Genomic DNA, 23,365 nt, shown 5'->3' with positions numbered 1-23,365 from the left:
TGTGCCTTCGACCCGATCGGATTCGGCCCTACGGTCCGACCGTCCGCGTCCGGCCAGAGGGCGTCGATTGCCCGGCCCCGGGTCTCTACTCCGGCCTCGGCTCCGACAGATAGGTGCCAGCGAGCGTGCCGTCGTACCCCACGGCCTGTGCAGCGGCCTCCAGGCTCGGATAGTCCTGACCTCCGACGTCGATCATCGCCTCGTAGTCCGCGCGCGTCAGCTCGGGCTCGACCCACTGGTGCGCACACCGGCAGCGGATACTGAGCTCGCTGCGGTCGCAGATGACCATCCAGTCGCGCCGGGCTCCGCACTTCGGGCACATCACCAGGATGCCGCCGATGCGGATTTCCTCGGGGTGGGTGGTGGCGCGGCGACGGATGATGCCGTCGCCGAGCCGCGTCTCCTTCTGGGGCCTCAGCAAGGGGTCGTCGGCTACCGCCTCCGGCAACATGGCTCTCCGGGTCCGGAGGTCTTCGTAGGGCATCGGCTTCATCTCCTCGTCCTCTTGCTGACCAGCCCTAACAGCGCCGGCCGCGGGTGTCCAGCCCTTTGAGGCGCTGGTCAGCGCCGTGGGCCCTGCCTGCGGGCGCTGTTCGTGTCGTTGCGAACCACGGGCTCCGCTGCCTGCGGCTTCGGGGGTCGAGGCTGCGGCGGGGGTGTCCGCAGGTGGGCACGTGTGCGGGGCAGGTCCGCAGTGGCGGGCAGTTTTCCGATGCGCCGCAGGCGCCAGACGAGTACGTCGGTGACGCTGTCGGCGGTCTCCAACTCACGCCATCCGATCGCCTGCTGGAGCAGCGCGTCGGGGTCGTGTCCCGCTCGTTCGGCTTGGGCGAGGGTGGCGGCGAGCGCGTTCCAGCCGGGCTCGCGCAGAACGTGGTCGGCTTGCCCTGGCAGTGCGGCATCCACAGCGTGGGCGTAGCGATCGCGTACGAGGGCGGGGAGTTGGCGGCCTTGCTCGCGCATCGCCTTCATGGGCGTGGCAGACGCGGACCGGTAGGCGGCACGCAGATGCTGTGCGGCTTGTCGGGCGGCGGCGGCCTGCTGGGCGTGGCCACGGGCGGAGTGCCAGCGAACGGCGGCGATCGTGACGAGGACCATCGTGGACAGCAGCATCGAGGTGGCACCGCCATCCTCGCCTTTGCCGAGTGCATTGCCGGCCCGCACGATGCCGCGCGCGGCGGAACGGAGGGCGCGGTGGTCGGCCTGCTCGGCTCGGATGTGGGAACGGGTCGCGCGTTCGAAGGCACGGGCGGCTTCGGCGAGTTCCTTGCGGGTGGAAGTCGGGGCGGTCTGGGCGACGGCGTCGAGGAGTTCGCCGACGCCGATGAGCTGGGCGGCGCCTGCGGCCTCATCGTCCCCGGCAAGTACCGTGACGGCCTGTTCGGCGACGTGGGTGGCGTCGCGGCGAGCGCTGGCCGGGCGAGACGTATGCGGGGCGCGGCTCGCGACGGACGCGGGCTCGTCCCCGAGCGATCCAGCCGCGAGGCGTTGCCGGATCTTGGGGAGAGAGAGGTCGGGGGCGAGCCGGGAGCCGGGGAACCAGATAGGCTCGCCGTCACGGTTGCGGTCACCCGGCAGGGCGACCTTGTAACCGAGGATGTCACCGGAAGGGGCGAGGCGCTTTTCGAGGCGAAGGCCGGCTTCGGTGAGGCGGCAGAAGAACTCGTCCTCGTTGGCGGCGCCGGCCAGCGCTTGGCGTACGTGCTCACGCAGCGTTTCACGCGGCGGCTCGGCACGGCCGGTGCGCTTCGCCTTGGCGCGTTCGGCACTGGTGGGACGTTGAGCGGCGGTGCGGTCACCGCCGTTGAGGATCTGCAGACCCCACTCCTTTTCGATCTTGCGGCATTCGGACTGGGCCCGAATGCCGTCCTCGTGGCGGCGGGGGCTTCGCCCGTCTTCGCGCTTGAGTGTGGCGACGATGTGGATGTGGTCGTCGGCGTGGCGTACGGCGACCCAGCGACACGCCTTGGCATCGCCTTCCTCGGCGATACCGGTGGCATGGACGATGCGACGGGCGACCTCGGCCCATTCGGCGTCGGTGAGGTGCCGGTCGCCGGGGGCCGTGCGGACGGGACAGTGCCAGACATGCCTGGCCGGGCGGCGGTCCTTCGGAAGAGCGAGGACGGGAAGGTCGAGCCGGTCGGTGAGCTGCTTGAGGGTGGCGGTCGGGTCGCGGCCGGGGTCGGGTGCGAGTTCCGGCATCCAGGCGGCGACGATGTGCGGGTCGGTGTGTTCGTCCCGGCGGCCGGGCCCGTAGAGGTAGGCGAGGAGTCCGTACGTGCGGCTGCCGGTGGAGATGTCCGGGACCACGGTGTCAGCGCCTCGCCATCTCTATGGCGGCGGCCTCGACCTTGGCGGCAGCGCGCAGGACGCGGGTGACCGCGTCGTCGGCGTACTCGGCCCGGCCGCCGGAGTTGAGGATGCGTGCCACCTGGTTGAGGTTGTTGCCGGCGCGGGCGAGCTGGGCACTGGCGGACATCAGCTCCTCGACGCGTCCGCGCTGGTCCAACAGCCACACCTTGGGGCCGGCTTGAGCCTGGGCGACCGCGACCGCGGCGTCGGCGATGAAGCCGGCGGCCTTCAGACCGACGGCTTCGGCGGCACGCTTGACGATGTCGAGTTCGTCGCGGGTCAGGCGGACGCTGCGGACTTGGTCGCGGTGCACGCTCTGGCGCAGGCGGGCGCGCGTACGCGGCACGGAATGCGCGGCTTCTTCACCCTCCGGCTGCGATCCGCCCTCGGTCGCGACCCCAAGCCCCGGCTCCCCCTGGTGCCGGGCATCCCCTGCCCCTTCGGGGGCTGCGGCAAGCCCTTCCGAAACTCCTCCGCAGCCCGTGGCTGCGGAGGAGTTTCGGAAGGTACAGCTTGCTCGGCCTGGTACCGGGCAGTGGCCTTCTCCCGGGTCAGTGGGGGCGGCGGGCGGATCGGTGGGCGTCATCGGGGCAGTCCGGAGGCATCGCGGCGTACGTCGCGCAGGACTTCGGCAACGAAGTCGAGGGCGAGGACGGGATGGTGGAGGGTGCGCGGTGTGCTCGTGGGTGTGCGCTGGACGGTCCAGACTCCGTCGGGTCCGGGTTCGGCGTGATGGAGGTGTCCGTACCGGCTGAGCACGGTGATCCAGGCGTCGGCTTCTGCTCGGGTGGCCGAGGTGGTGCTCATGGTGGCGGCTCCAGTGCGTGTGCGAGCTGGGAGGGAGTCGTGTGCTCGGCGGGTGCGTCGGTCCCGGTGGACGGGCCGGAGCGCCCGCCGAGCGGCTGTCCGGTCAGCCGGTCCGGGTGTCCGGAGCTTGCTCTGCTTCCTTGCGGAGGCGCTGCATCAGGACGGTCAGCCGGTCGTTGCCGAGACCGTGTCCGTGACCGCGTATGGCGTCCGCGACGACCTTCCGGGTCAGGTCGCCGGCCTCGGTGACCGCTTGGCGGGCGATCGCGAGAAGCTGCTCGTCGCTGACCGGGGCCGCCGACTTGCGGTCACCGGTGTCCGGACGTGCGGTGGGACCGTTCCCCCGGGCCGCACCCGGGGTGGTGTCCGGATGCTTGGCCGGGTTGGAGCGGGTGACCGAGCCGGGTCTGGAGGCGGGGTGTCCGCCCTGGTCAGCGTCACGGCCGCCGTGCTCGGGCTCCGGCTCGACCGGCCTCCCTGGCTCTCCGGACAGGCTGTCCGGAGAGTGGATCTCCGAGGGGTCCGGGCCCTTGGTGACCGCGGGGCGACCGGTGTCCGGACCGGGCAACTCGGCGGGCTGTCCGGAGGTGACCGGGGCTGGTCCTCGCACGCCCCTGGCCCGGTGGGTGTCCGGACGGTCGGTGACCTGCTCCGTCCGGACGCCGGAAGTCTCCGGGGGTCCGGACAGGTCGGCCTCGGCGACCCGGCGGGCGATGAGGATGTACAGGTGGACGGCTCCGGCCAAGGCGAGCGGGGCCAGGGTGGACAGGACGCCGACGGTGACGTCACCGAGCCGGAGGCCCGAGCCGTCGTGCTGCTGCTCGTTGAGGCGTACGGCGTGCAGGGCGTTGGCCCAGATGCTGGCGGCGGTCGCCGTGCCGAACAGCGTCCAGACGTAGCAACGGGCGGCGAGTGGGGCGGTGCGCAGGACCAGGAGGGCTCGCACTCCGTAGGCGATGAACCCGTCGATGACCAGCGGGAAGACGAAAGTCAGGAGTCCCCGGACGTGGATCGCGGTGGCCATCTGCTGCAGGGCGTCGTACGACAGGGCGCATCCCGCGCCGCCGAGAGCGACGATCGCGGCCCGGTCCCAGCCGTTGATCCGCGCCGGTGCCGACGCGATGTGGCTCACGCGGCCGTTCCGAGGTCGTCACGGACGGGGCGCATGACCTTGGGCTTCTTCAACGCGTGAGACTGGTTCTTGGGCGTCGTCCCGGGCCTCTTCTGTTGTTCGACGGCCCGGTTGCGGATCTCGCGCCGGGTTCGCCTGTAGAGCTTCTCGGCGTGCTCCTCCGTGATCTTCAGCAGCCAGGCGAGCCGTGTGGAGGGAAGCTCGGCCTGGTAGGCGGCGCGGACAACGGCGCGGCGCTCGGCCTTGGTCAGGTGGATGTCGCGTCCGGCCAGGACTTCGTTGACGCGCGCGTAGTCGAGGCGGTGCTCCAGCTTCTTGTGCAGGGGCTCACGTTCCTCTTCCGTCATCCCGCCCCGGATGCCGACGCTGTCGCCGTTTTCAAGGGCGGCGTCAAGGCAGACCCTGCGGACGGGGCACTGGGCACACAGGGCCTTGGCCTCGCGGATGCGGTCGACCTCGTCAGGCTCGGGGAAGAAGAGTTCCGGGTCAACCCGGTGGTGGGGCGTCGAGCTGCAGGCGGCCCGGTCACGCCAGGTGTGGTCACCGAGGGTGCGGGGCTGCGAGGTCTTCGTGCGGTGCATGAGGATTCTCCGTATCCCCCAGGGCGCGTTCGGGCAGGAGCGACCAGGGGGTTGGTGCGGCAAGGAGGCGGGCCGGTGTCGACCGCCGTGGGGCAGGGTCAGGCGCGGGCAGCGGCGAGAGCGCGTCGTTCGGCCGCGAGGGCTCGTCTGCGGTCGGGGCCGCCGAGGATGACCCGGTCGGTCATCTCGGTGAGCCGGGAGGCAACGCGGTCGCCGATGTGGGCCCGCAGGTCGGCCATGCCGAGGTTGGTGGTGATCAGGGTCGGAAGCATCGCGTTGTAGCGGCGGTTGATCAGCCGCATCGTGATCTCCTCGGTCCACTCGCTGCTTTTCGCCGCGCCGAGATCGTCGATGATCAGCAGCGGGCAGCGGGCCAGGTCCATCAGCTCGCGCTCGCCGTCCTGACCGGGGCGGGGTCGCAGATCCGCGTAGAGATCGGCAGCCGTAATCGCCTTCCAGCGCAGCCGGACCCCGGCGATCAGGAGGGAGCGGACCGCCCCGTACGCCTGGTACGTCTTGCCCGTACCGGTGGTGCCGACGATCAGCAGCGAGTGGCCCTCGGCGAGCCCCGGGGCGCCCTCGGGTCCGGGACGTCCGCCCTCGGCGACCTCGCGAACCCAGGCGGCGACGGCCGGGTGGTCGGCGACGGCTGCCCGGTAGCGGGCCGGGATACGGGCCTGTGCCGCATGGAGGGCGGGGATGGGCTCGACCGGGTCGGTGAGCTTGGTGTTCGGGTCGATGCCCCGAGTGGTGAGGATGTGGGCGAGGCGGCGGGCGATGCCGCCGACGGGCTGGGCCTCGTAGTCGCGCATCACAGCTCCTCGGCGTAGGCGGCAGGGTCGGCGGGGTTGGCCCAGGCCTGGTGCCCGGGCACGTTAGGCCGGGATTCCGGCCGGACCAAACCTGCGCGGGTGGCGTTCATCGCCTCGTGGACCAGGCTCGGCAGGGTGCTGGGGTGCAGGCCCTTGGCGCGGTGGAGAGCCAGACCGGCCCGGAGGTGGCTGGGCTCGATGCCCTCCGCAAGGAGCTTGGCCGTCTCGCGGCCGAGGTGACCGAGGACGCCGCTGGGCGGGCGGTGTGCGCAGGCGGCGGTGTACTCGGCGATGAGCTGCTGGGCCGAGGTGGTCTCCGGTGCGCGGGCGCTTGCGCCCCCCGAAAGGAAAGAAGTTCCTTGATCCAGGTTCCTAGGTCCAAGATCCAGGGCGTGAGGGCTCACTGCCGCTTCAGCGCACCCTCCGTGATTGTTCACTGAGGACTCACTGAATAGCTCGCGACCTGCGGTTTCGCGCCCTCCGGATGATTCAACGAGGATGTCTGCGTCCTCAGTCAGTCCTCCGTGAGCCTTCACTGAGGACTCCGGAACGTCGCCGTAAGACTGCGACGCTTCCGCCTTCAGCCTCTCGGCGTTGTGCTTCGGGCACTCGGGAAGTCGGCTGCGGCTCGCGCGGTTGATCTTCTGGTGCCGGTGCCAGGTGACGATGTGCAGGTACCGCTTGCCTTCACCGTCCTCGTAGCGGCAGATCAGGTTGGCGGCGGCGAGTTGGATCAGATCCTCCTCGACGTCGACCGGCGTGCGCCCGCCGCGAACGGCCCAGAGCTCTCCGCAGAGAGCGGCGGGCTGGTCGCGGACGCGCCCGTGGTCGTCGGCCCGGCTGATCAGGCCGAAGAAGGTTCGCTCGGCGTAGACGCTCACCTGCGCCAGGGACTCGGAGGTGAAGGTTTCGGGCTTGAAGGTGCGAATCCGCGCCACGGTCAGCGCCTCCCGTCAGCGACCGCGTAGGCCTCGACGGCGCGGCGCAGGACACCGGTGGCGAGATCGAGGTCGTATGTCCCGCTGGTCTCGATCCAGTTCACCTCGGGATGGGCGCGCATCACCCAGCGTGCGGCCGTCAGGCCCTTGGCCCGGTTGAGGGCGACAAGGCTCCCCTGCGCGTCATAGGCACGGGCATAGGGGCTCGGCCAGGTCCGGTCTGGTTCACGCTGCGAGACGCGGATGGTACGGGCACCGGGCACCATGTCCGCGAGGAGGGCGGCCAGGCGACGCTGGCGGGACCCGATGGCAGGGTCGAGGACTCGGACGGCCTGGGCGGTATGCGCCCTTCCGTTCCGGGACTCGGGCATGCGAGAATTCCTCACTCGTAGGTGGAGTGGGACGGCCGTTCTCGTCGAAAAGGTCAGCCGACCAGCTCCAGTTATGGATCCGCCCCCTTCGGGTGGCGGGCTCGGCGTCCGGAAGCGGCTAACTTCTGGGCGCCGGTTTCATTTCCCCTGGAGGAAGCGCGTCTCTGGCGCTCGGGGTAAGTCCTGATTCCCTCCTGAGTGTTGAGCGTGGTGCCGGCGTTTCCCGCCGGGGGACCAGCAACATATGCAGGCGGCGGTCAACACTCCAGTCCACAGCGGGGACTGGGCGGATCCGACGCCAACTCGACATATTTCACTGGATCAGTTGGCGATCGGACTCAAAGCCAGGTCGGACACTGGCCCCGACCTGGCTTCCGTGCTCTCGAAGCGGGTGAGAATCAGCGTGGGCGTGGCTTGAGGCACGGCTGAGCTTCTGTAGTCACCGCTCTTTCGGGCCGGGCGGACTTACCGCCACCCATTCGACGAAGCAGAGACATGCGACACTCCTCACGCAGCAGCCACTCGACTGCCGTTCACGGCTTGGAGTGACCGAAGTGCGATCTCCAAGCCCCTTCGGCCCCGAAGACGCACACCTCCCAACGCCCGAGAGACGAGCCCTCGGTGTCGATTTCTTTTGAAAGCCCCCCGCGCACAGGATGGCGCGGCGGACTCCGGCAGCCCCCTCCCCCAGACCAGAGCCTTGGGAGGGTTCGAAGACGAGGATCGAGCACGCGTGCACCACAGCCCGGTCTTCGCTAAGCTGAAACTATTCCCGCCTGAAGAAAAAGTCAACACACTGGATCGACTCCAGCTTCCATAAAAAACGAGGTCCCATGCCTGCTCGTCACTTCGACCGAAGCCGTCTACGTGCGGTGCGGCGAGCCGCCGAGATCTACCAGGCTGCCGTTGGCGAGGCGCTGGGCGTGTCCGACTCGGCGGTTGCCAGCTGGGAGAGCGGCTCGCAGACTCCCGATCCGGAGAAACTTCCTGCGCTGGCGCGTGCGCTCGGACGTGACGTGGACGACCTGTTCCCGCGGTCTGGTCCGCCCGACCTGACTGATCTGCGCTGTGATGCCGGCTACTACCAGTACGAGACGGCTGGGCTGATCGGAACCAAGAGCGCTGGCCCCGTAGCGGCAGCCGAGCGCGGCGAGCGGCCGCTCAAGGACAAGTACGTCCCGGCTTTGGCGACGGCGTACGGGGTCAGCCAGGACGAACTGCGAAGAGCCGAGGCTCGGTCGATCGCCAAGGCACAGGGTGGGCAGGCTGATGAACCGGCACCGCCGGGAACCAGGAGCGTCCCAGCTCTTGGGGTCCCTCCCGAGTCGCTCGCCCAGAAGATCACTCTGCTCCTGGACAGTTCGTATCCCGGTCCCCAAGGGCCTCCCTCGGATGCGGAGATGGCGAGTGCGGTGAACGCCCGCGCCGGGGCGCAGGTCATCACGGAGGAGGGCTTCCGGGATCTCCGCACAGGCGTCGCCGGAACGGCGTCTCCCACGGTCTTGGATGCACTGGCAGCGGCCGTCGGCGTCTCGCGGATGTACTTCGAGCCGGACGAGGCCGTGGCCGCCCAGGTCTACGAGGGACTCCAGCTGCTGGCCGCCGCAAAGAAGGGCGCCGTGGGCCGGGTGAGAGCTCGCGGCCTGGGTTCCCAGGGCCTGTCGCCCAAGGCGATGGCGCTGGTCAACGAGCTGGTGGCGGAGTTGGAGGAGAAGGAGACGGACACGGGCAACTAGCTACTGCTTCCCTAAACACACATGAAGGAAGAAAGTCTCCAGGACACTTTGTCTGCCCCGGGGCAGACAAAACGGCCCCGCTCCATGATGGAATGGGGCCCCAGAGCGAGGGTGCGTCTTGGCGGTCAGTCCTCCAGGCCCTCCAGCTCGCGGAGCAACGATTCCGCGCGGGCCTTGGTCTCCTCCGCCTGTTCCTTGAACTTCCGGCGTTCCGCCGGGGACATCACACGGAGGGACGCAGTGGAGAACACCGCCATGCCCTGGTCAATGCGAGACATGAGTGTCACCAGCTGGTGGCCTGTGGCCTTGCCCTTCCGGGCCTGGCTCGCCGCAGCCTTGGCCGTCTCATCCACACTCGTCAGGGCCTTGGCAGACCTCTTGTCCAGGCCCGCCCGCTCCCCGCGTGTAAGCGGGTCCACACCGAACTTGGACCACTGGGCCGGAGGGATCACGGCCCGCTTGCGGTCCTCCACGTGGTGCAGGATGGCCCGTTGGGCCGACGCGTCCGCGCCGATGTCCTGGTACAGCAGCTTGGCTACGGCCTGGTACTCCCGGGACTGGCCGTTGTAGTCGGGGTCCCCCTTGTACGTGAACATCCCGCGTAGGTCCATCAACTTGGAGGCTACGGCCTTCTTGGCCTCCGTGACCCGACCCTCCGCCGCTAGCCACTCCCGACCCAGGACCTTGGCCTCCTGGTACACCTCCGCCACGTCCTCACGCTTCAGGGCCCGCTCCGCGTCCGGGTCCACGTGCTCCGTGAACACGCGGCCCTCCAGGACCTGGGGAGCCTCCCGGACGACCACCGCCCCGCCGGCCGCCTGGGCCTTCTCCGCCGCATTGGCTGCCATGCGGGCCGTCAGTTCCTCCGCCGGCCCCTGGACGACAGGGGCCCCCACGGATTCCGGCTCCGTGAGCTCCGGCTCCGCCGGGAACAGACTCTCCGCCGCCTTCCAGGAGTCGCCGTCCCTCACCACCAGACCGTCCCCGGCCAGGGCGTCCAGGGCCTTGGTCACGGTGGGCTTAGTGGTGCTGTACTTCCCGACCAGCTCCCCCACGTCCAGGACCACTCCCCCGGCGTACGTTCCCGCCTGGATCTCCTGGCGAATGGACTCCGCCGCCTGTTCCCACCTGGCCGCCTTGGTCATCGTCTCCCCTTCCGATTTCGCGAGCCCAGGGTACTGTCCGCACTCCGGCGGTCAGTCAATTCTCTGTGAACTCCGCGCCGCAAACCTCGCACCAGATACCGCCCAGGGACGCAATGCGCGGGCCAATCTGGAACGTGCGCGGCGAGTTCGAACACTCGCATGACAAGGTGATGCGGGCCCCGGAGCGGAGCCTAGGCAGGGAGTCCCCGACGCCACCCCCAAGACCACGCCGTCCTGCGACTGCCCCAAGGGCCCTCCGGCCACTTCCTGGGCACCCGTCGACTCCTAGCCGCCACTCTATCCGCAGCGCTCTTGCGTGCATGGTGCCACGCACGCAGGGCCTCAAGGTTGGTCATCGAGTGGTCGCCGCCGGGGGCGATGTGGTCCATGTCCATGGCCACCCGCAGCGCAGCGGAGACCCGTGGCCCGCAGGATGGTCACGCGCATGTGAGCGTCCCGCTTCAGGACCATGGCCCGCAGGGCCCGCCAGTCACCGGGAATCCTGGACCGCCGCTCAGTGTCACACCAACTCATTCATGAATCCAGCAGAAGACGAACATACTGGGGCAACCTCGGCATTCTCCGGCAAAAGCTGTATGCATTTCTAGAGAGCGGGGATTCAGCTCCACGCGAGCCACAACGCAATCGGCCAGCGGGAGTCATGCCTAGCGCCAGGACGCAACGACGGCCGCACAAGCCCTCCTTCGAGTTGCGCGTGGGCACGTTCCGAGTGACCGCAGACAAGATTCCCTCCCACCTCCTGGCAGAACTATCAAGCGTGGCAACGGAAGTTGGTACATGGTGGCGGGTCCGGCGATGGCACGGCACCCGACGGTCGGAACATGTTCCGACGGAGGCGGGTCGTCGCGCATCAGCGACTCACCGAGATACGCCAGTGACGCATCCAGACGCGCCGTTTGGCGGCCCCGACCGCAAAAGGCGCACGGGTTGCCGGAGAACTATTCGCCAGGGGTTCGCCAGGTGGCGCTTCTGGCCTGTCTTGCCTAGGCCAGACAGGCCAACGGTGACATATTCTCGCTGCGAGATTCCGCCCGACGAGAAAATGTCACTCCCATCAGGTGCGACCGCACTTGCGATCGCAGGGTGCGCGCGCACCTGCGCGCGCACTAGGTGCGTACGCAACTGCGTACGCAACCCGGCCTGTCAGGTTGGAGCATGAGGCGCTTACGCAGCCGACTTAAGGCAGTTGTGTCAGCGTCAGTCGTTTGACGCTCCACCGCCGGCCGACCGCTCCGGCCCGCACGGCCTAGGCCGTACCGCTACATCGCGTCACCTCTTCCCTCTCCGTAGCCGCCGGGTAAATTCAGGGGCCCAGCGTTCCTGTCATTTGAAGCAGCTATTTGGAGAACAGCACCCGCACCCGCTCGATGCCCCTGGTCAGCAGCGGCTGCCCCGAACAGCGTCAAGGGCGTATTCGCTTCCCGCGAGCGCCCCCAGTGGCTGACGGGGACCGAGTTCCGGGAAACCCCAGACGCTCCGCCACCCGGAAGACCATCCCTGTGGCCCACCTGCGAACCAAATCAGACGATCGGTCTGGTTCGATGAACTCCCGAGCCAAACCAGGCACGGCGCATGGTTTGCCTGACCTCCGAAAGGAAGCTGACCTGGGCTTTCGATAGGAAGCGAATCAGGCGCTCGGTCTGGTTCGGCGGTCCCGCCAGCGAACTCGGACCAAAACCAACTGGGTACCTGGTCGGTTTCGCGCGGGCCAAGGACCCACCAGCCGGGGGCAAACTACAAATTGCAGTCCTGCGCCCTGCCTTCAAGAGCGAGAGTGCCGGAATCGGTGGCGGACACACTCCGCGCTGTGCCAGCATCACTATGCGCGCGCTCCGCATCGACGTGAACGCCTAGGAAGGCATGCCGTGACACAGTCAACTCCCGTCCCTACGGCCTACTTTGAGCTGCGAGTAGGCACCTTGCATGTCCAGGCGGGACGCCCCCGAACTAACTCGCGCAGGTTCGATGGTTTCGTGCCGAAGCTCGTCACCTCCACGTTCGCCGCGAGCGTGGGCGCCGGCCTCACGGCGTGGGTCACGCACAAGCCATAGGGCTCAACGCCCCCGCATCAACCCGGAGGAGAGAACGGGGCGCGGAGGCGGAACACGTGGGGCCCGTACGCTCACACCTCCACGTTCAGGCGTTGGAGCGTGGAGCGGCGGGGCCCGCCTTCATATCCATTAACTGGGGCGCGCGACGCCCGCCGTGAGGCCGCTCTCCGCCAAGGCCTGGGGCCCGCACAGTGGGGGCCGGATAACTGCCCTAGTAGGACTCCGTTAGGTCTGTGTGTCGACCTTGTTCAGGGGCACGGTGAGTGTGTGGACGCACATGAAGGGAAACCTGTTCGGGTGACGTTGGTGCTATTCGTGGCGGATGCGTTCGCCTCGGTGGCGCGCAAGGACCAGCGGTCCAAGAACGACTGCTGTCTGCGGGGGCTGATGATGGACGGTCGCCGCAAGTCCATCCAGGCCATGGCCTCGCGGCTGCCGGACGGCAACGAGGAGAACCTGCAGCAGTTCGTGAACCAGTCCACGTGGGATCCGCTGCCGGTGCGGCGGCGGATCGCCGAGCGGCTGGTGCCGCAGGTCGGCCCGGACGCCTGGGCGGTCGATGACGTGTGGTTCCCCAAGGACGGCAGGGTGTCGGTCGGGGTGGTTCCTCAGTACTGCGGTGCGCTGGGCAAGCAGGCGAACTGCCAGGTCACGGGCAGCGTGCACGCCGTCTCCGACACGGCCTCGTGCCGGTTGAACTGGCGGCTGCTCCTGCCCCAGGAGTGGGCTGATGACGCCGCCCGGCGCCGGCGGACCGGCGTGCCGGAAGACATCGCGCATCGGGAGAAGTGGCGCCTCGCTGGGCGCCCTGGATGAACTGGCCGGATGGAGACACGTGTACGTGGTCGGCATCCGCGGCAAGCTGACCGTCCGGCCGCATGACGCGGTCCCGGTTACCCCGGCCTGGTCCGGGAACGGCCGCCCGCCGGTGCCCCGTTACCGGCAGCCACCAGTGCCGGTGACGGAACTGGCCGCGGCCGCCGGCGGGGAACTTCAGGGAGGTGACCTGGTGGGAAGGCTCACACGGCCCGATGGCCTCCCGCTTCCGCGCCGTGCGTCTCCGGCCGGCGGGGGGTACGCCCGCGTCGGCCGGCCCAGGCATCCGTGGTGGCCGGGCACGGCCAGTGGGACGGCGTCCTGCCGCAGGCGCGGCTGCTAGCCGAATGACCCGACGGCGAGGCCGAACCGACCCGGTTCTGGCTGTCCGACCTGCCCGACGACACACCGATCGCCGACCTGGTCCGTCTGGCAAAGATCCGCTGGCGCATCAAGCACGATTACCGCGAACTCAAGCACGGCCTGGGTCTGGACCATTTCGAAGGCCGCTCCTGGATCGGCTGGCATCACCACGCCACCCCGGTCACCGCCGCCCACGCCTTCCTCACTGAGCAGCGGCTGACCCCAAAAGCCGACACATCGGACTCATCCTCTATCAGATCCTCAACGCCTTCCAGGACCTGCTGGGACCGGCACCTGCACCACCTGCCACCAACCCCTGCCCAGCAGGATCACACCAAGATCAAGACAGACCCAACGGAGTCCTACTAGTCCGGCCTGCAACTTCTGGGCTGCGGGCCGGTGGCGTCGCTATTGCACTGCCGGGGAGTCTGGTTCATGCACTCGTCCCGCCGCGATCACGGTACGGATCTGACCGAGGGCGCCGAGGTCGTCCAGCGGGTCTCCGTCAACGACCAGGAGGTCCGCGCGGAGCCCCGGCACGATCCGGCCCACCTTCCCGCCCAGCCCCAGGGCTTCCGCCGCGTCCATGGTGGCCATGTCCAGGATCCGGCTACTGGGCAGGCCCAGGTCGTCGTAGAACGACAGCGCAGGCACGAGCCCGTCGAACCCGGCCCGCTGAACACCGGCGTCTGTTCCGGCAATGAGCTTGGCGCCGGCCTCGGCCATCTCCCGGACCAGGGCGAACATGACTGCCGCCCGCTCCTCTCCGAAGAAGCGGGGCAGCATTCGCCAGTGCGGGCTGACCGCCGGGCAGACCACGATGCCCTGGTCGATGATCTTCTTCAGGACGTCCTGACGGAGATCGAAGCCGTCGCTTGTCATCCAGGTGCAGTGCTCGATGGTGTCCACGCCGGCCTCCACGGCCGCGGCGATGCCGTCCGCTCCGTGAGCGTGCGCGGCCACCGGCACGCCGGCCTGATGTGCCTCGTCCACCAGGGCCAGGAGTTCCTCGGCGGAGAACTGGCTCTGCCAGCTCTTGGGGCCGTCCTTGGTCAGTCCCCCGCCGGTCACCATCGCCTTGATCACGCCGGCGCCCGCGGCAAGGTTGCGCCGCACGAGATCACGGACCTCGCCCACACCTGACACCTCACCGCCCAGGAAATAGCAGTGGCCTCCGGGCGCAGTCGCCGGTGTGCCTGCGGCCACGATGCGGGGACCGGGAGTCGTGCCCCGGCTGATCTCCTTGTTAAGGCGGAAGGCCAGGCCGTCTCGGTCACCCAGGTCACGGACCGTCGTGACGCCGCTGGACAGGAGCCGCTCCGCGCGCTGGCGCATGTCCTGAAGCAGTCGCTCGTCACTGGAGTCTTGAAGAGTGGCGACAGGGTCGCCGCCGCCGTCGAAGGCGAGATGCACGTGGGCGTCGATCAGGCCGGGTACCACCGTCGCGTCGGGAAACGACAGGTGTGTCGCGCCTGCGCCGGCGCGGCCTGCGAGCTGTGCGCGCGGCCCGACTGCCGCGAGCGAGTCGCCCTCGACGAGGATGGCGCCGTCTTCCAGGTATGTCCCCGTGCCAGTCAGGATCCGGCGGGCGGTGATCAGCATCTCGTCTCGTCTCCTTCGTTCTTCCAGGTCACACCGTCAGCCGCAGCGCGTCCGACACCGCGATGAGCTGACGGACATCCGCGTTCCGGTCATCTTCCTGCGGCACTGCCAGGGCGACTCCCTGACTCGGTGCCGGCACGCCGTTCTTGATCATGGGTACTGCGAGTCGCAGGCGCCGGGCCAGCTGAGTCGGCTCAAGGTCCAGCAGGCCGGTGCCGTCCTCCGCACGCACCAGGTAGGGACTGATGTCGAGCAGACCATCCCGGCATTCCACTATCCGTCGGTGGTAGCGGCGGTGCACTCCACGGGCCCGCCACCGGTCCCAGAGCCCACGGGAAGCAGGGCGCAGCTCGTTCCCGGGATAGACGTCGATCAGCAGCTGCCACAGCGGAGTCAGCCGACGGTGGTCCCGCCGTCGGCGCAGCCACAACCGCGTCGCCGTGACCCTGGCGCGGGCCCCCGAATAGGTGATGCCCGTGACGAAGACCAGGCTCGACACCACCAACTCGACGGCTACTCCTGTCGTGAGCTGGTGCGGCACGGACCCGCCGCGCCACCGCACGGCGACGAAGACCGCGCGGACGACGCAGGCCACCGCCATCGCGCCGAGGCCGATCGCGGTCATCCACAACCCCGTGGCGTGAGGGCGTCGGGACATGCGGGCGTAGCGGGCGGACCACCGTCCGGCAGCACCGAGCGCGTACATCAGATAAAGACCGGCGGCAGCATAGAAGAACGCGACCTGGGAGATCGTCATGTCCGCCGTACTGAACGAGCCGGCGAGCGCCCGGTGCGGCACACTCACGGCCGCCAGCGAAATCGCCACCGCGACCACGGTCACGACGACGGCTTCCCACCGGGCGCGACGCCGCGCGGCTTCCCCGTCAGCCGAGTACAGGTAGAAGCACATCAGGAAGTAGACCGTCCCCAACAGCAGGACGTTCTGGAACAGCTTCGCCGCGCCGTCCCCTGCCACGGTGTCGATACCGGAGGCGCCCCCTGGCATGGCCGCCGGATACGACAGACCCGCACTCAGGAGGGACAGGGCGACCGACCGGGTGGGAGCGTCGTGCGGAGCGCGCGACCACAGGAAGAGCCGCCATATGACAGCAGCGGCGATGATCAGCAGGAGCATCTCAGCCACGGACTACAGCCACCCTCGCCGGTCACCCAGCGCGGACTGAACCCGACGTACTTCCGGGTCCTCCGACAGCGGGGGGAGCGCATCTAGCACCGAAGACCACTCGAGGATGATCGTGGCTGCAAGCTCGACCGAGCACTCCTTCTCGTCCTCGTACGAGCAGCGGCAGGCAACGCGCCGGATCAGCTTGGGGTCGAGCACGGGAATGAGCGTCGCCCAGCCCTCGACGAAGTCGTCCGGGGATTCTTCTGGTGAATCCTTGACCTGCTCCTCGTCCCACTCGGCGACGACGATGTGGAGAAGTTCGTGGAGGATGATCTGCCGCTGGTGCAGCCGCGTCGTCTCCTGCTGGTAGACGACCACGTCCATCTGCGGCGTATCGATCCACAGCCCCGAGGGCCCCGGCTTCTCCAGCGGGAAAGGGCGCAGAACAATCGGGCGTCCGCGCCTCTCGCTGAGCGCCCGTGCCAACTCCTCCACGTCAAGGGGCGGATGGATACCGAGGTTGCGCAGCTCCTGCCGCAGCCGACGGTGAAGGTCGCGCTCCACGGTCCGCCTCTCAGCTGTACGCCACCGCCCCAACCGCCGGCGGCTCACTGCGACCCGCGCAGCCACCTTGTGTTCAGTCGCGCCGCGGTCAGTTCTTCCCGGCCACATCAGTAATCCCCTTTACACCAGCCGTGGATTGCTCCGACACGAAGCGGGGCGACGGCCTCGCCCGTTCCGACCATGTCCAGTCCCGCTGCACGGCGCAGCCGAAAGTGATCGCAGGCATCGACGGCAGTACGTCGACCTGGGCCGCGAAGAACCTGATCCGTGGATCACACAGGTGCGCACCCAGGACTCCTCTGACACCGAAGTCACTGACGCGAACGAGCAATGAAGTGATGCAAAGCGCCCCGGGCAGGCTGTGGGGACACATCGGACACTACGCGAAGCCCTTGGCTGGAGATCACCCGTCAGGCGCCATCGACATCGACACATCAAATCATCCCAAATCAGCCAACCTGGACGTAGATCATGGCTTGAACTGGCCATTCGCCAGCCCGACACAGCCATGACAAGAACCATGGGGGTGTCCGCTTCGTTATCAATCCGAGAAATTCAATACTCAAACATGTCTACTAAATCGGACCATATAGCTTCAAACTACCGTGAATCGAATGCCGGGACAGTGGCGCGTGACCGCGACCACTTGTGGAGAGTCCAGACATATTCGCGATTAGGCTTCCAGTCATGCACGCCGAGATACACCGCAATGGACCTGACTACCTGAAGTTCTGGGATGAGTACCATTTGTGCACTCTGACGACGCTCCGGCCGGACGGCCGCCCGCACGTCGTGCCCGTCGGGGTCACCGTGGACGCCGACGCCGGCGTCGCTCGGGTTATCACCCGCAAATCGAGCAAGAAAGTCGCCAACGTTCAGGCAGCGCTCCCCGGTAAGGCGCGCGTCGCTGTCTGCCAAGTGGACGGAGGACGCTGGGCGACGCTGGAGGGCACGGCCGAAGTGCACACCGATGCAGCCACAGTGGCCGACGCTGTGACGCGCTACGGAAAGCGATACGGGCGAACGCCAGCTCCGGACCCGGAGCGTGTCGTCATCGAGATCACGATCGACCGAGCCATGGGGCATGTCGGTGTGCCCAAGCCCAAGACCGCTAGCGCCACAGCCTAGGGCTCAAGCTGCTTTCTGAGCAGTTGACGGTCGGCGGGGTCTGATCCTGAACCAGCTGGTGGCTTCAGGTCGTGTGGCCTGGTGGACGCGGGTCATACTCTTTCTGCCTGCGGCACAGGGAGGTCAGACGGCGTGACGACGAACGAACGAACCACGTTCGACTCCGCGACGGCAGAAAGCATCTTGCGCAGAGCCTGCGAGCTAGCAGGGTTGGTCCCCGATGGGATCGAAATGCTGCGACTCGGTGACCATGCAGTGTTCCGCGTTGACGGCGGGCGAGTCGTGTCGCGAGTCGGCCGCCACGCTGACCGCCTGCCGTCCGTGCGCCGAGAAGTCGCTGTAGCGCAATGGCTCGAAGCCGAGGACTACCCGGCGGCGCGGCTCGCCACGGGGACTGACCAGCCTGTCGTCGTCGAGGGACATCCAGTGACCTTCTGGGAAGGGCTGGCTGACGGCGAGAAATACGCCAGTACAAGCGAGATGGGCGAACTCTTGAGGCAGCTCCATGGACTGGAACCGCCTCGTTTTCCCCTACCCGAACTCCGTCCCTTCGACAGGGTCAGGCAGCGCCTGGGACGTGCTGAGATCCGGGACGAGACTCGCACATATCTAACAGGTCTGGCCGAGGGGCTGGCCGCCGAGTACCAGAAGCTGGATTTCGCCCTTCCGCCGGGACATCTGCACGGCGACTTCAACGTCGGCAACGTCCTGAGGGATGACGAAGGCCACCCTCAAGTCATCGACTTGGACGGCTTCGTAACCGGTCCCCGTGAGTGGGACCTGATACAGACGGCCATGTACTACGACAGCTTCGGCTGGCACACGGAAGCCGAGTACGCCGACTTCGCGGACGGCTACGGCTTCGACGTCCGGCAGTGGTCCGGATACACCGTTCTCCGAAGCGTCCGGGAACTGCTGATGGTCACATGGCTCTCGCAAAACGCTGGCGCGGATCCGCGCGCCGCCGAGGAAGTCGAGAAGCGTGTCGAGACGCTACGGTCAGGTGGTTCGCGGCGGGCTTGGGCGCCTTTCTAGGCGACTCCGGCTTCCAGCCAGAGGCGGTAACCGCGGGCTCGTTCCGCGAAGTCGCGGAACTCCGCGGCCCGCCGCATGGCGCCTGTAACACGGCCCTGAAACTCCCGCACGTACTGCAGACAGCGCGCCGACTTCAGCCCCTCACCGAGGCTCAGCGCGCTCAGTGCGACCTCGAAGCCGCGGCCGATCTCACCTTGGTTGGTGTACGCCTCCGCCTGCACCATCGTCGCGAAGAAGTCGCTGCGGGTGTTCATGCCGTTGCCGAATATGGAGCCTGCGCCCCGCTGCGTGGCTTCGATTGAGCGTCCTAGGTCCCGGAAGCAGTGGCCGACCTCGGCGGCCAGCTCTACCTCGTCGAAGTATGCGATGTACGGCGGGTCGCTGTCGGCTGTCCTCTGGCCGAGCTGGCGCTCCGCCTCCACCAGGGCCAGGTCACAGCCTCGGTCGTCACCTAGACGAGCCAGAGCCCGCGCCTCCATGGCGCGGAACTGCGCGGCCATCGTCGGCCCCAGGCTTGCACCCGGACCCGTATACGCGGCTCGGGCGAGAGTTGCTGCGTCCTGATAACGGCCCATGAACGTGGCCTGATGGCTCATCGCGGACAGAATGCTCCCGCCCAGGCGCCTATCACCAGCCGCCTGGGTCATGCGAAGAGCCTGGATGAAGTAGCGCTGAGCAATGCCGTGCAGGCAGCTGTCGTACGACATCCATCCGGCGAGCAAGAGCGCTTCGGCCACAGCCGAGTACAGCTGCTTACCCACGGCGTCTGAGTGCTTCCCATCGAGCATCGGCCGGACATCCGTGTGCAGGTACTGGATCAACGCACGCCGGGCGTGACCACCGCCGAACTTCCCGTCAAGCATGCTGAAGGCCTCCGCAGTTGAGCGCACCATCTCCACGTCCACTGCGCCAATGGCCCGGTCACCAGCCCCCGTCAGCACTCCGTCCGGCGGCGCTACGAGCCAGCGCAGGGCAACGGTGCTCGATGCAGCAGAGTCCGGCTGTGCCCGGATCAACGCCTCGGCCTCGGCGAGGTCGGCACGCCACAGGTCGGTCACGGTCTTTGCCGTGGCGTCGGGGCGGTCTGCGAAGTCGAGTCCCAGGTCGGGCTGTACAGCGGACACCGCCGCGTCGCCCATCCCGATGTCGTCGATGGTGAGGCGGCGTCCCAGCTTGCGCCCGATGGCGTCGGCGATGAACTGCGGCATGTTCCCGCGCGGTATCGAGCCCTTGAGCCAGCGGGTGACGTACGTGTGATCGCAGGTGATGTCTTCGCCTGCTAGAGCAGCTGCGGCGAGCACGGCGCGGGCAAGCGACTTGTGCGAGAAGTCGGCTTCTTGCATGAGCGCGACGAGCCGGGCGTTCCGTTGTGCCATCGGCCCCCCAGAGAACAGCCGTAGTGCCAGCTTGACGCACGGTCACTCTACGCAGGTCAGAACCAGGGTGTAGGAGTTTTGCACGCAGGAGTGCATGAACGCACGCTCTACCTCGACTCCGTGGACAGGTTGAGCACGGCCACGGATGCCCAAGACGTCCTCGCCAGTGCTGCCATATCCTCCCCGCATGGCAGCGACTGAGGTTGACTGGGCGTATGAACTGGCTGGCGAGCTGCTGAGTAGCAGCCTTCCGCGCAGGTGGGCTCACACGCAGGGCGTTGCCGCTTGCGCCCGGATGCTGGCGCCGCTGGTCGGTAACAACGCCGAGGTGCTGGAGGCCGCCGCGGTACTCCATGACATCGGCTACGCACCCACGCTGGTGTCTACCGGATTCCATCCGCTGGACGGAGCGCGGTACCTCCGGGACGTGTACGCGGCGGAGGAGCCCATCGTCCGCCTGGTCGCGAACCACTCGTACGCGATACTGGAAGCCGAACAGCGTGGCCTCGGGGGCGAGCTGGCCGACGAGTTCCCCCTCCTGAGTGATCCGCTCCTGTTTGACGCGCTGGTCTACTGCGACATGACCACGACACCGGACGGCCAGCGGACGACGCCCCACGAGCGACTGCATGAGATCTTGGGCCGCTACGGCGAGGACAGCGTGGTCGGGCGCTTCATCCGGCGGGCCGCGCCGCACATCCACGCGAGCGTGGAGCGGGTGCGGGCGGCCGCGGTCGAGGCCGGCGTCGACCTGTGAATGCGAGCGGTCAGCCGAGGTAGGGGTACGCACCGGTGAGGTAGTGGCCGATCTGCTCGTGCATGCTCGGATGGATATCCAGCGTGCGCAGGTTGTCCGGGTGGACCCAGCGCACGCCATCGGCTTCGTCATTGACGGTGGGCTTGCCGCCGACGGGCCGGCCAATGTACACGGCCTCGTACTGCTGCCGGATCTCGCCGTCGGTGTACTCGATGATGTGGTCCGGATTGGAGTAGACGCCCAGGAAGCCGGTGACCTGCGCGACGATGCCGGTCTCCTCCTCGCACTCCCGGACGGCGCACTGTGCCGGGCTCTCGCCGATGTCCTGGGCCCCGCCGGGCAGGGCCCACTGGCCGGTGTCGCGGCGTCGCTGGAGGAGGATGGCGCCTTCGTCGTTGACCACGAGCAGGTTGCTGGCGGGGATGAGGGTGTTGGCCTTGGGGGCCTTGGGGTCGTGGTAGTACTCGGTCCTGCCCACGGTGCTGCTACTCCTGCCTGTCGGGCGCCCAGGGGCGCGCAGATGCCCACACGGCCTCGAAGCTGTCGCCGTAGCGCTGGAACCATTCCCCATCGTCTGTGTTGCGGAGCTGGAGTATCGGGTTCGCGCTCGCTGGCTGGCCCCAGACGTGCGGGTTGACCACGAGGTGGTCGTCGTATCGGAAGATCGAGTTGTAGAGCGTCGTGTCGTGAAGGCGCACCTCACACCCTGGGTAGTCGACGAGGTCGCGGTAGTACGTGAGGGACGCCCTGATCTTGGCCGCGAGCGTGTCTCCGATTCCCTCCTCCCTGCCCCGGACCCGGACTGCCTCCCCGTCCGGATCACCGAAGCACAGCCGCACTCGGACGCCCGCCTGCGCCCTTTCCTGGAGCATCCTCGCGATGTGTGGGTTCGTCTGCGCGAAGAAGGTTCCTGAGAAGACGAGTACGTCAACCTGCTTCATGGCTCCCAGCAGCAACGAGAGCCACACATCGCGGGGGACGCTCGCCCGGTTGGGGTAGGTGCCGACGAGTTCCGAGCGTGCCGTGCCAGGCCGTTGAGCTCCCTGGCCGTTCTCCGGCCACAGGTATGCCTCGTCGACGCCCAGCAGGTTGGCGACCGTCCAACGGTGCCGACGGTGAGGGACCCGGCCACCGACCCAGCGACTGGCGGTCTTGGGGTCCACGGAGCAGGCTTCAGCCAACTCCTCCACGGTCAGGCCGCGTTGGACAAGCACGGAACGCAGTCGCTCATTCACTCAGGCAAGCCAACCGGACCGTGACAGCGTGCCGCAAGTACGATGAGCCTGCCGCGGGCGGTTGTGGCCGGAACTGTTCGTATGCCTACGCTGGCCCAGTGCCACTGATCGTGCTCTGGGACATCGACCACACCCTCATCGAGAACTCCGGCGTCAGCAAAGAGATCTACGCCGCCGCTTTCGAGGGCGCCGCCGGCCGTGCCGCCGACCATCCGGCCCGCACCGAGGGCCGGACCGACCGACTCATCCTGGCGGGGATGTTCCGGGACCACGGTATGGAGCCACCGGACTGGGCGTTGATCCAGCCCGCCCTGGAGGCCGCTGGCGCAGCACGGGAGGCTGACCTCGCCCGTCGCGGCCGTGCTCTTCCCGGTGCCCGCGAGGCGCTCGCCGCAGTGGCCGCCGAGCCCGGCATGATCTCGTCTGTCCTGACCGGGAACATCCGAGCGAACGCCCGTGTCAAGCTCAGGGCCTTCGGACTGGACGGGCTGGTCGACATGGAGCGCGGGGCGTACGGAGCGGACGCGACGGGCCGGGCCGATCTGGTCGACGTTGCACGTGCCCGTGTCCGCACCGCCTATGGCATCCCGGCCGAGTCGCCCGTGGTCCTCATCGGCGACACCCCGCGTGATGTCCAGGCCGCCCTCGACTCCGGCGCTTACGTGGTTGCCGTGGCCTCTGGCGTCCACAGCGCAGACGAGCTGAAACAGGCCGGAGCCAGCACCGTGCTCGCCGACCTCACGGACGTCGCCGCCCTGATGCGTCACCTACGGTTGCTGGCTCACGCCGTCTGCTGAAAAACGTCCCAGGACGTCCGCCAGAAATCCCCGCCCGTGGTTCGCCGTCCTGCCGTGCGACGGCACGCTCTTGTGAGCCGTCGGCGGAGCGTCCCCCGCGTTCCGCCGACGTGCAATCCCTCCGGCCTCATGGATGGAGCACACGCGTGACAGCTTTACCCGGCGGGCAGACGAGCGCGACATCCACTCTCGCGGACGTGGAGCGACTCGCGCAGCGGTACTGGGCAGGAGGGTTCACCTAGGAGTGCACGAGTGCACCCCCAAGTGCACGCTCCCGAAGTCGTCTCGGTCCGGCGACAGTTGAGTCAGCGCCGCAAGATCAGCGCGGTCACCTCGACTCGGTGGCAGGCCGGGCCGCTCTCCTTCGCCTATCGGAGGCCTCCATGAGGCGTCTTTGGGTCGAGGAAGCCCAGCCAGCCGGAGAGTTCGGTGCTGCCCAGAACACCGATTTACTGATGGAGCCTCACCATGCCCTATCCGCCGACGTGCGCGCCCTTGTCGATGGGGCCGTCCACGAACGCTACACATTCCGTGCCTGACGTACTGATTGCAGCCAGGCTGGCCGCTCGCAGCGATGCGACCCCGGACATCGTCGAGTCCGGGAGCCGCAGCAGCGTCGC

At 68.0% G+C, this 23,365-nt stretch carries 21 protein-coding genes and 1 pseudogene; 6 read left to right on the top strand and 16 right to left on the bottom strand.

Annotated elements, in window-relative coordinates; genetic code table 11:
* Nucleotides 1–85 precede the first annotated feature (85 nt).
* The 9 genes from ACWGJ5_RS06020 to ACWGJ5_RS05980 all read right to left on the bottom strand — a co-directional run bounded on the left by ACWGJ5_RS06020 (nt 86) and on the right by ACWGJ5_RS05980 (nt 6,993).
* Nucleotides 86–484 carry a hypothetical protein gene (locus ACWGJ5_RS06020; RefSeq protein ID WP_453308565.1) on the bottom strand — a complete coding sequence of 133 codons (399 nt, stop codon included), beginning with the start codon at nt 482–484 and terminating at the stop codon, nt 86–88.
* 77 nt (nt 485–561) lie between these two features.
* Nucleotides 562–2,310 (bottom strand): relaxase/mobilization nuclease domain-containing protein, encoded by a 1,749-nt coding sequence (locus ACWGJ5_RS06015; RefSeq protein ID WP_453308564.1) that lies wholly within the window; start codon nt 2,308–2,310, stop codon nt 562–564.
* Between the two features lie 4 nt (nt 2,311–2,314).
* Nucleotides 2,315–2,698: a plasmid mobilization protein gene (locus tag ACWGJ5_RS06010; protein WP_453308563.1), complete on the bottom strand. Its 384-nt coding sequence runs from the start codon at nt 2,696–2,698 to the stop codon at nt 2,315–2,317.
* Between the two features lie 236 nt (nt 2,699–2,934).
* Nucleotides 2,935–3,159: a hypothetical protein gene (locus ACWGJ5_RS06005; RefSeq protein WP_453308562.1), complete on the bottom strand. Its 225-nt coding sequence runs from the start codon at nt 3,157–3,159 to the stop codon at nt 2,935–2,937.
* A 103-nt stretch (nt 3,160–3,262) separates the two neighbouring features.
* Complete coding sequence (locus tag ACWGJ5_RS06000) at nt 3,263–4,291, bottom strand: DUF2637 domain-containing protein (RefSeq protein ID WP_453308561.1); 1,029 nt, start codon at nt 4,289–4,291, stop codon at nt 3,263–3,265.
* A complete protein-coding gene (locus tag ACWGJ5_RS05995; RefSeq protein ID WP_453308560.1) occupies nt 4,288–4,872 on the bottom strand; it encodes a WhiB family transcriptional regulator in 585 nt (194 codons plus the stop codon). The genes ACWGJ5_RS06000 and ACWGJ5_RS05995 overlap by 4 nt, the downstream gene beginning before the upstream one ends.
* Before the next feature lie 98 nt (nt 4,873–4,970).
* Nucleotides 4,971–5,684, bottom strand: a complete 714-nt coding sequence (locus tag ACWGJ5_RS05990) for an ATP-binding protein (protein WP_453308559.1) — start codon at nt 5,682–5,684, stop codon at nt 4,971–4,973.
* A complete protein-coding gene (locus ACWGJ5_RS05985; RefSeq protein WP_453308558.1) occupies nt 5,684–6,622 on the bottom strand; it encodes a hypothetical protein in 939 nt (312 codons plus the stop codon). Before ACWGJ5_RS05985 ends, ACWGJ5_RS05990 begins: the two co-directional genes overlap by 1 nt.
* 2 nt (nt 6,623–6,624) lie before the next feature.
* On the bottom strand, nt 6,625–6,993 hold the full coding sequence (locus ACWGJ5_RS05980) for a hypothetical protein (protein ID WP_453308557.1): 369 nt from the start codon (nt 6,991–6,993) through the stop codon (nt 6,625–6,627).
* An 833-nt stretch (nt 6,994–7,826) separates the two neighbouring features.
* Here ACWGJ5_RS05980 and ACWGJ5_RS05975 point away from each other — a divergent pair.
* Nucleotides 7,827–8,729, top strand: coding sequence for a helix-turn-helix transcriptional regulator (locus ACWGJ5_RS05975; protein ID WP_453308556.1), 903 nt, complete (start codon nt 7,827–7,829; stop codon nt 8,727–8,729).
* A gap of 125 nt (nt 8,730–8,854) precedes the next feature.
* Here ACWGJ5_RS05975 and ACWGJ5_RS05970 read toward each other — a convergent pair whose 3' ends face one another.
* Nucleotides 8,855–9,874 (bottom strand): GntR family transcriptional regulator, encoded by a 1,020-nt coding sequence (locus tag ACWGJ5_RS05970; protein ID WP_453308555.1) that lies wholly within the window; start codon nt 9,872–9,874, stop codon nt 8,855–8,857.
* Nucleotides 9,875–12,213: 2,339 nt separating this feature from the next.
* Between ACWGJ5_RS05970 and ACWGJ5_RS05965 the strand changes: the two are divergent.
* Nucleotides 12,214–13,407 (top strand): annotated as a pseudogene (locus ACWGJ5_RS05965) (IS701 family transposase); the annotation flags it as partial.
* A gap of 126 nt (nt 13,408–13,533) precedes the next feature.
* Here the strand turns inward: ACWGJ5_RS05965 and ACWGJ5_RS05960 are convergent.
* The 3 genes from ACWGJ5_RS05960 to ACWGJ5_RS05950 are packed head-to-tail and all read right to left on the bottom strand — an operon-like array spanning nt 13,534 to nt 16,417.
* Complete coding sequence (locus tag ACWGJ5_RS05960; RefSeq protein WP_453308554.1) at nt 13,534–14,727, bottom strand: amidohydrolase family protein; 1,194 nt, start codon at nt 14,725–14,727, stop codon at nt 13,534–13,536.
* Between the two features lie 28 nt (nt 14,728–14,755).
* Nucleotides 14,756–15,862: an MAB_1171c family putative transporter gene (locus ACWGJ5_RS05955; RefSeq protein WP_453308726.1), complete on the bottom strand. Its 1,107-nt coding sequence runs from the start codon at nt 15,860–15,862 to the stop codon at nt 14,756–14,758.
* Nucleotides 15,863–15,874: 12 nt separating this feature from the next.
* Entirely contained in the window at nt 15,875–16,417 is a 543-nt protein-coding gene (locus ACWGJ5_RS05950; RefSeq protein WP_453308553.1) for a hypothetical protein, read from the bottom strand.
* 687 nt (nt 16,418–17,104) lie between these two features.
* Between ACWGJ5_RS05950 and ACWGJ5_RS05945 the strand changes: the two genes are divergently transcribed.
* A complete protein-coding gene (locus ACWGJ5_RS05945; protein WP_453308552.1) occupies nt 17,105–17,545 on the top strand; it encodes a pyridoxamine 5'-phosphate oxidase family protein in 441 nt (146 codons plus the stop codon).
* A 132-nt stretch (nt 17,546–17,677) separates the two neighbouring features.
* Nucleotides 17,678–18,580 carry a phosphotransferase enzyme family protein gene (locus ACWGJ5_RS05940; protein ID WP_453308551.1) on the top strand — a complete coding sequence of 301 codons (903 nt, stop codon included), beginning with the start codon at nt 17,678–17,680 and terminating at the stop codon, nt 18,578–18,580.
* On the opposite strand, the gene ACWGJ5_RS05935 is transcribed toward ACWGJ5_RS05940, so the two are convergent.
* Nucleotides 18,577–19,956, bottom strand: coding sequence for a hypothetical protein (locus tag ACWGJ5_RS05935; RefSeq protein ID WP_453308550.1), 1,380 nt, complete (start codon nt 19,954–19,956; stop codon nt 18,577–18,579). The genes ACWGJ5_RS05940 and ACWGJ5_RS05935 overlap by 4 nt on opposite strands.
* A 187-nt stretch (nt 19,957–20,143) precedes the next feature.
* Here ACWGJ5_RS05935 and ACWGJ5_RS05930 point away from each other — a divergent pair, with 187 nt between their 5' ends.
* The gene (locus tag ACWGJ5_RS05930; protein ID WP_453308549.1) at nt 20,144–20,713 is read left to right on the top strand and encodes an HD domain-containing protein; all 570 of its coding nucleotides are present in this window, start codon (nt 20,144–20,146) and stop codon (nt 20,711–20,713) included.
* Between the two features lie 10 nt (nt 20,714–20,723).
* On the opposite strand, the gene ACWGJ5_RS05925 is transcribed toward ACWGJ5_RS05930, so the two are convergent.
* Together ACWGJ5_RS05925 and ACWGJ5_RS05920 are read right to left on the bottom strand one after the other, a co-directional pair.
* Nucleotides 20,724–21,191, bottom strand: a complete 468-nt coding sequence (locus ACWGJ5_RS05925; RefSeq protein ID WP_453308548.1) for an NUDIX hydrolase — start codon at nt 21,189–21,191, stop codon at nt 20,724–20,726.
* A 7-nt stretch (nt 21,192–21,198) separates the two neighbouring features.
* The gene (locus ACWGJ5_RS05920; RefSeq protein ID WP_453308547.1) at nt 21,199–21,948 is read right to left on the bottom strand and encodes an XRE family transcriptional regulator; all 750 of its coding nucleotides are present in this window, start codon (nt 21,946–21,948) and stop codon (nt 21,199–21,201) included.
* A gap of 98 nt (nt 21,949–22,046) precedes the next feature.
* Between ACWGJ5_RS05920 and ACWGJ5_RS05915 the strand changes: the two genes are divergently transcribed.
* On the top strand, nt 22,047–22,745 hold the full coding sequence (locus ACWGJ5_RS05915) for an HAD family hydrolase (RefSeq protein ID WP_453308546.1): 699 nt from the start codon (nt 22,047–22,049) through the stop codon (nt 22,743–22,745).
* The last annotated feature ends 620 nt before the right edge of the window (nt 22,746–23,365 follow it).

The sequence above is a fragment of the Streptomyces sp. NPDC054783 genome (assembly GCF_053611725.1).
Note: the sequence above shows the minus strand (reverse complement) of the source record. Positions and strands in the feature narration are given on the sequence as shown.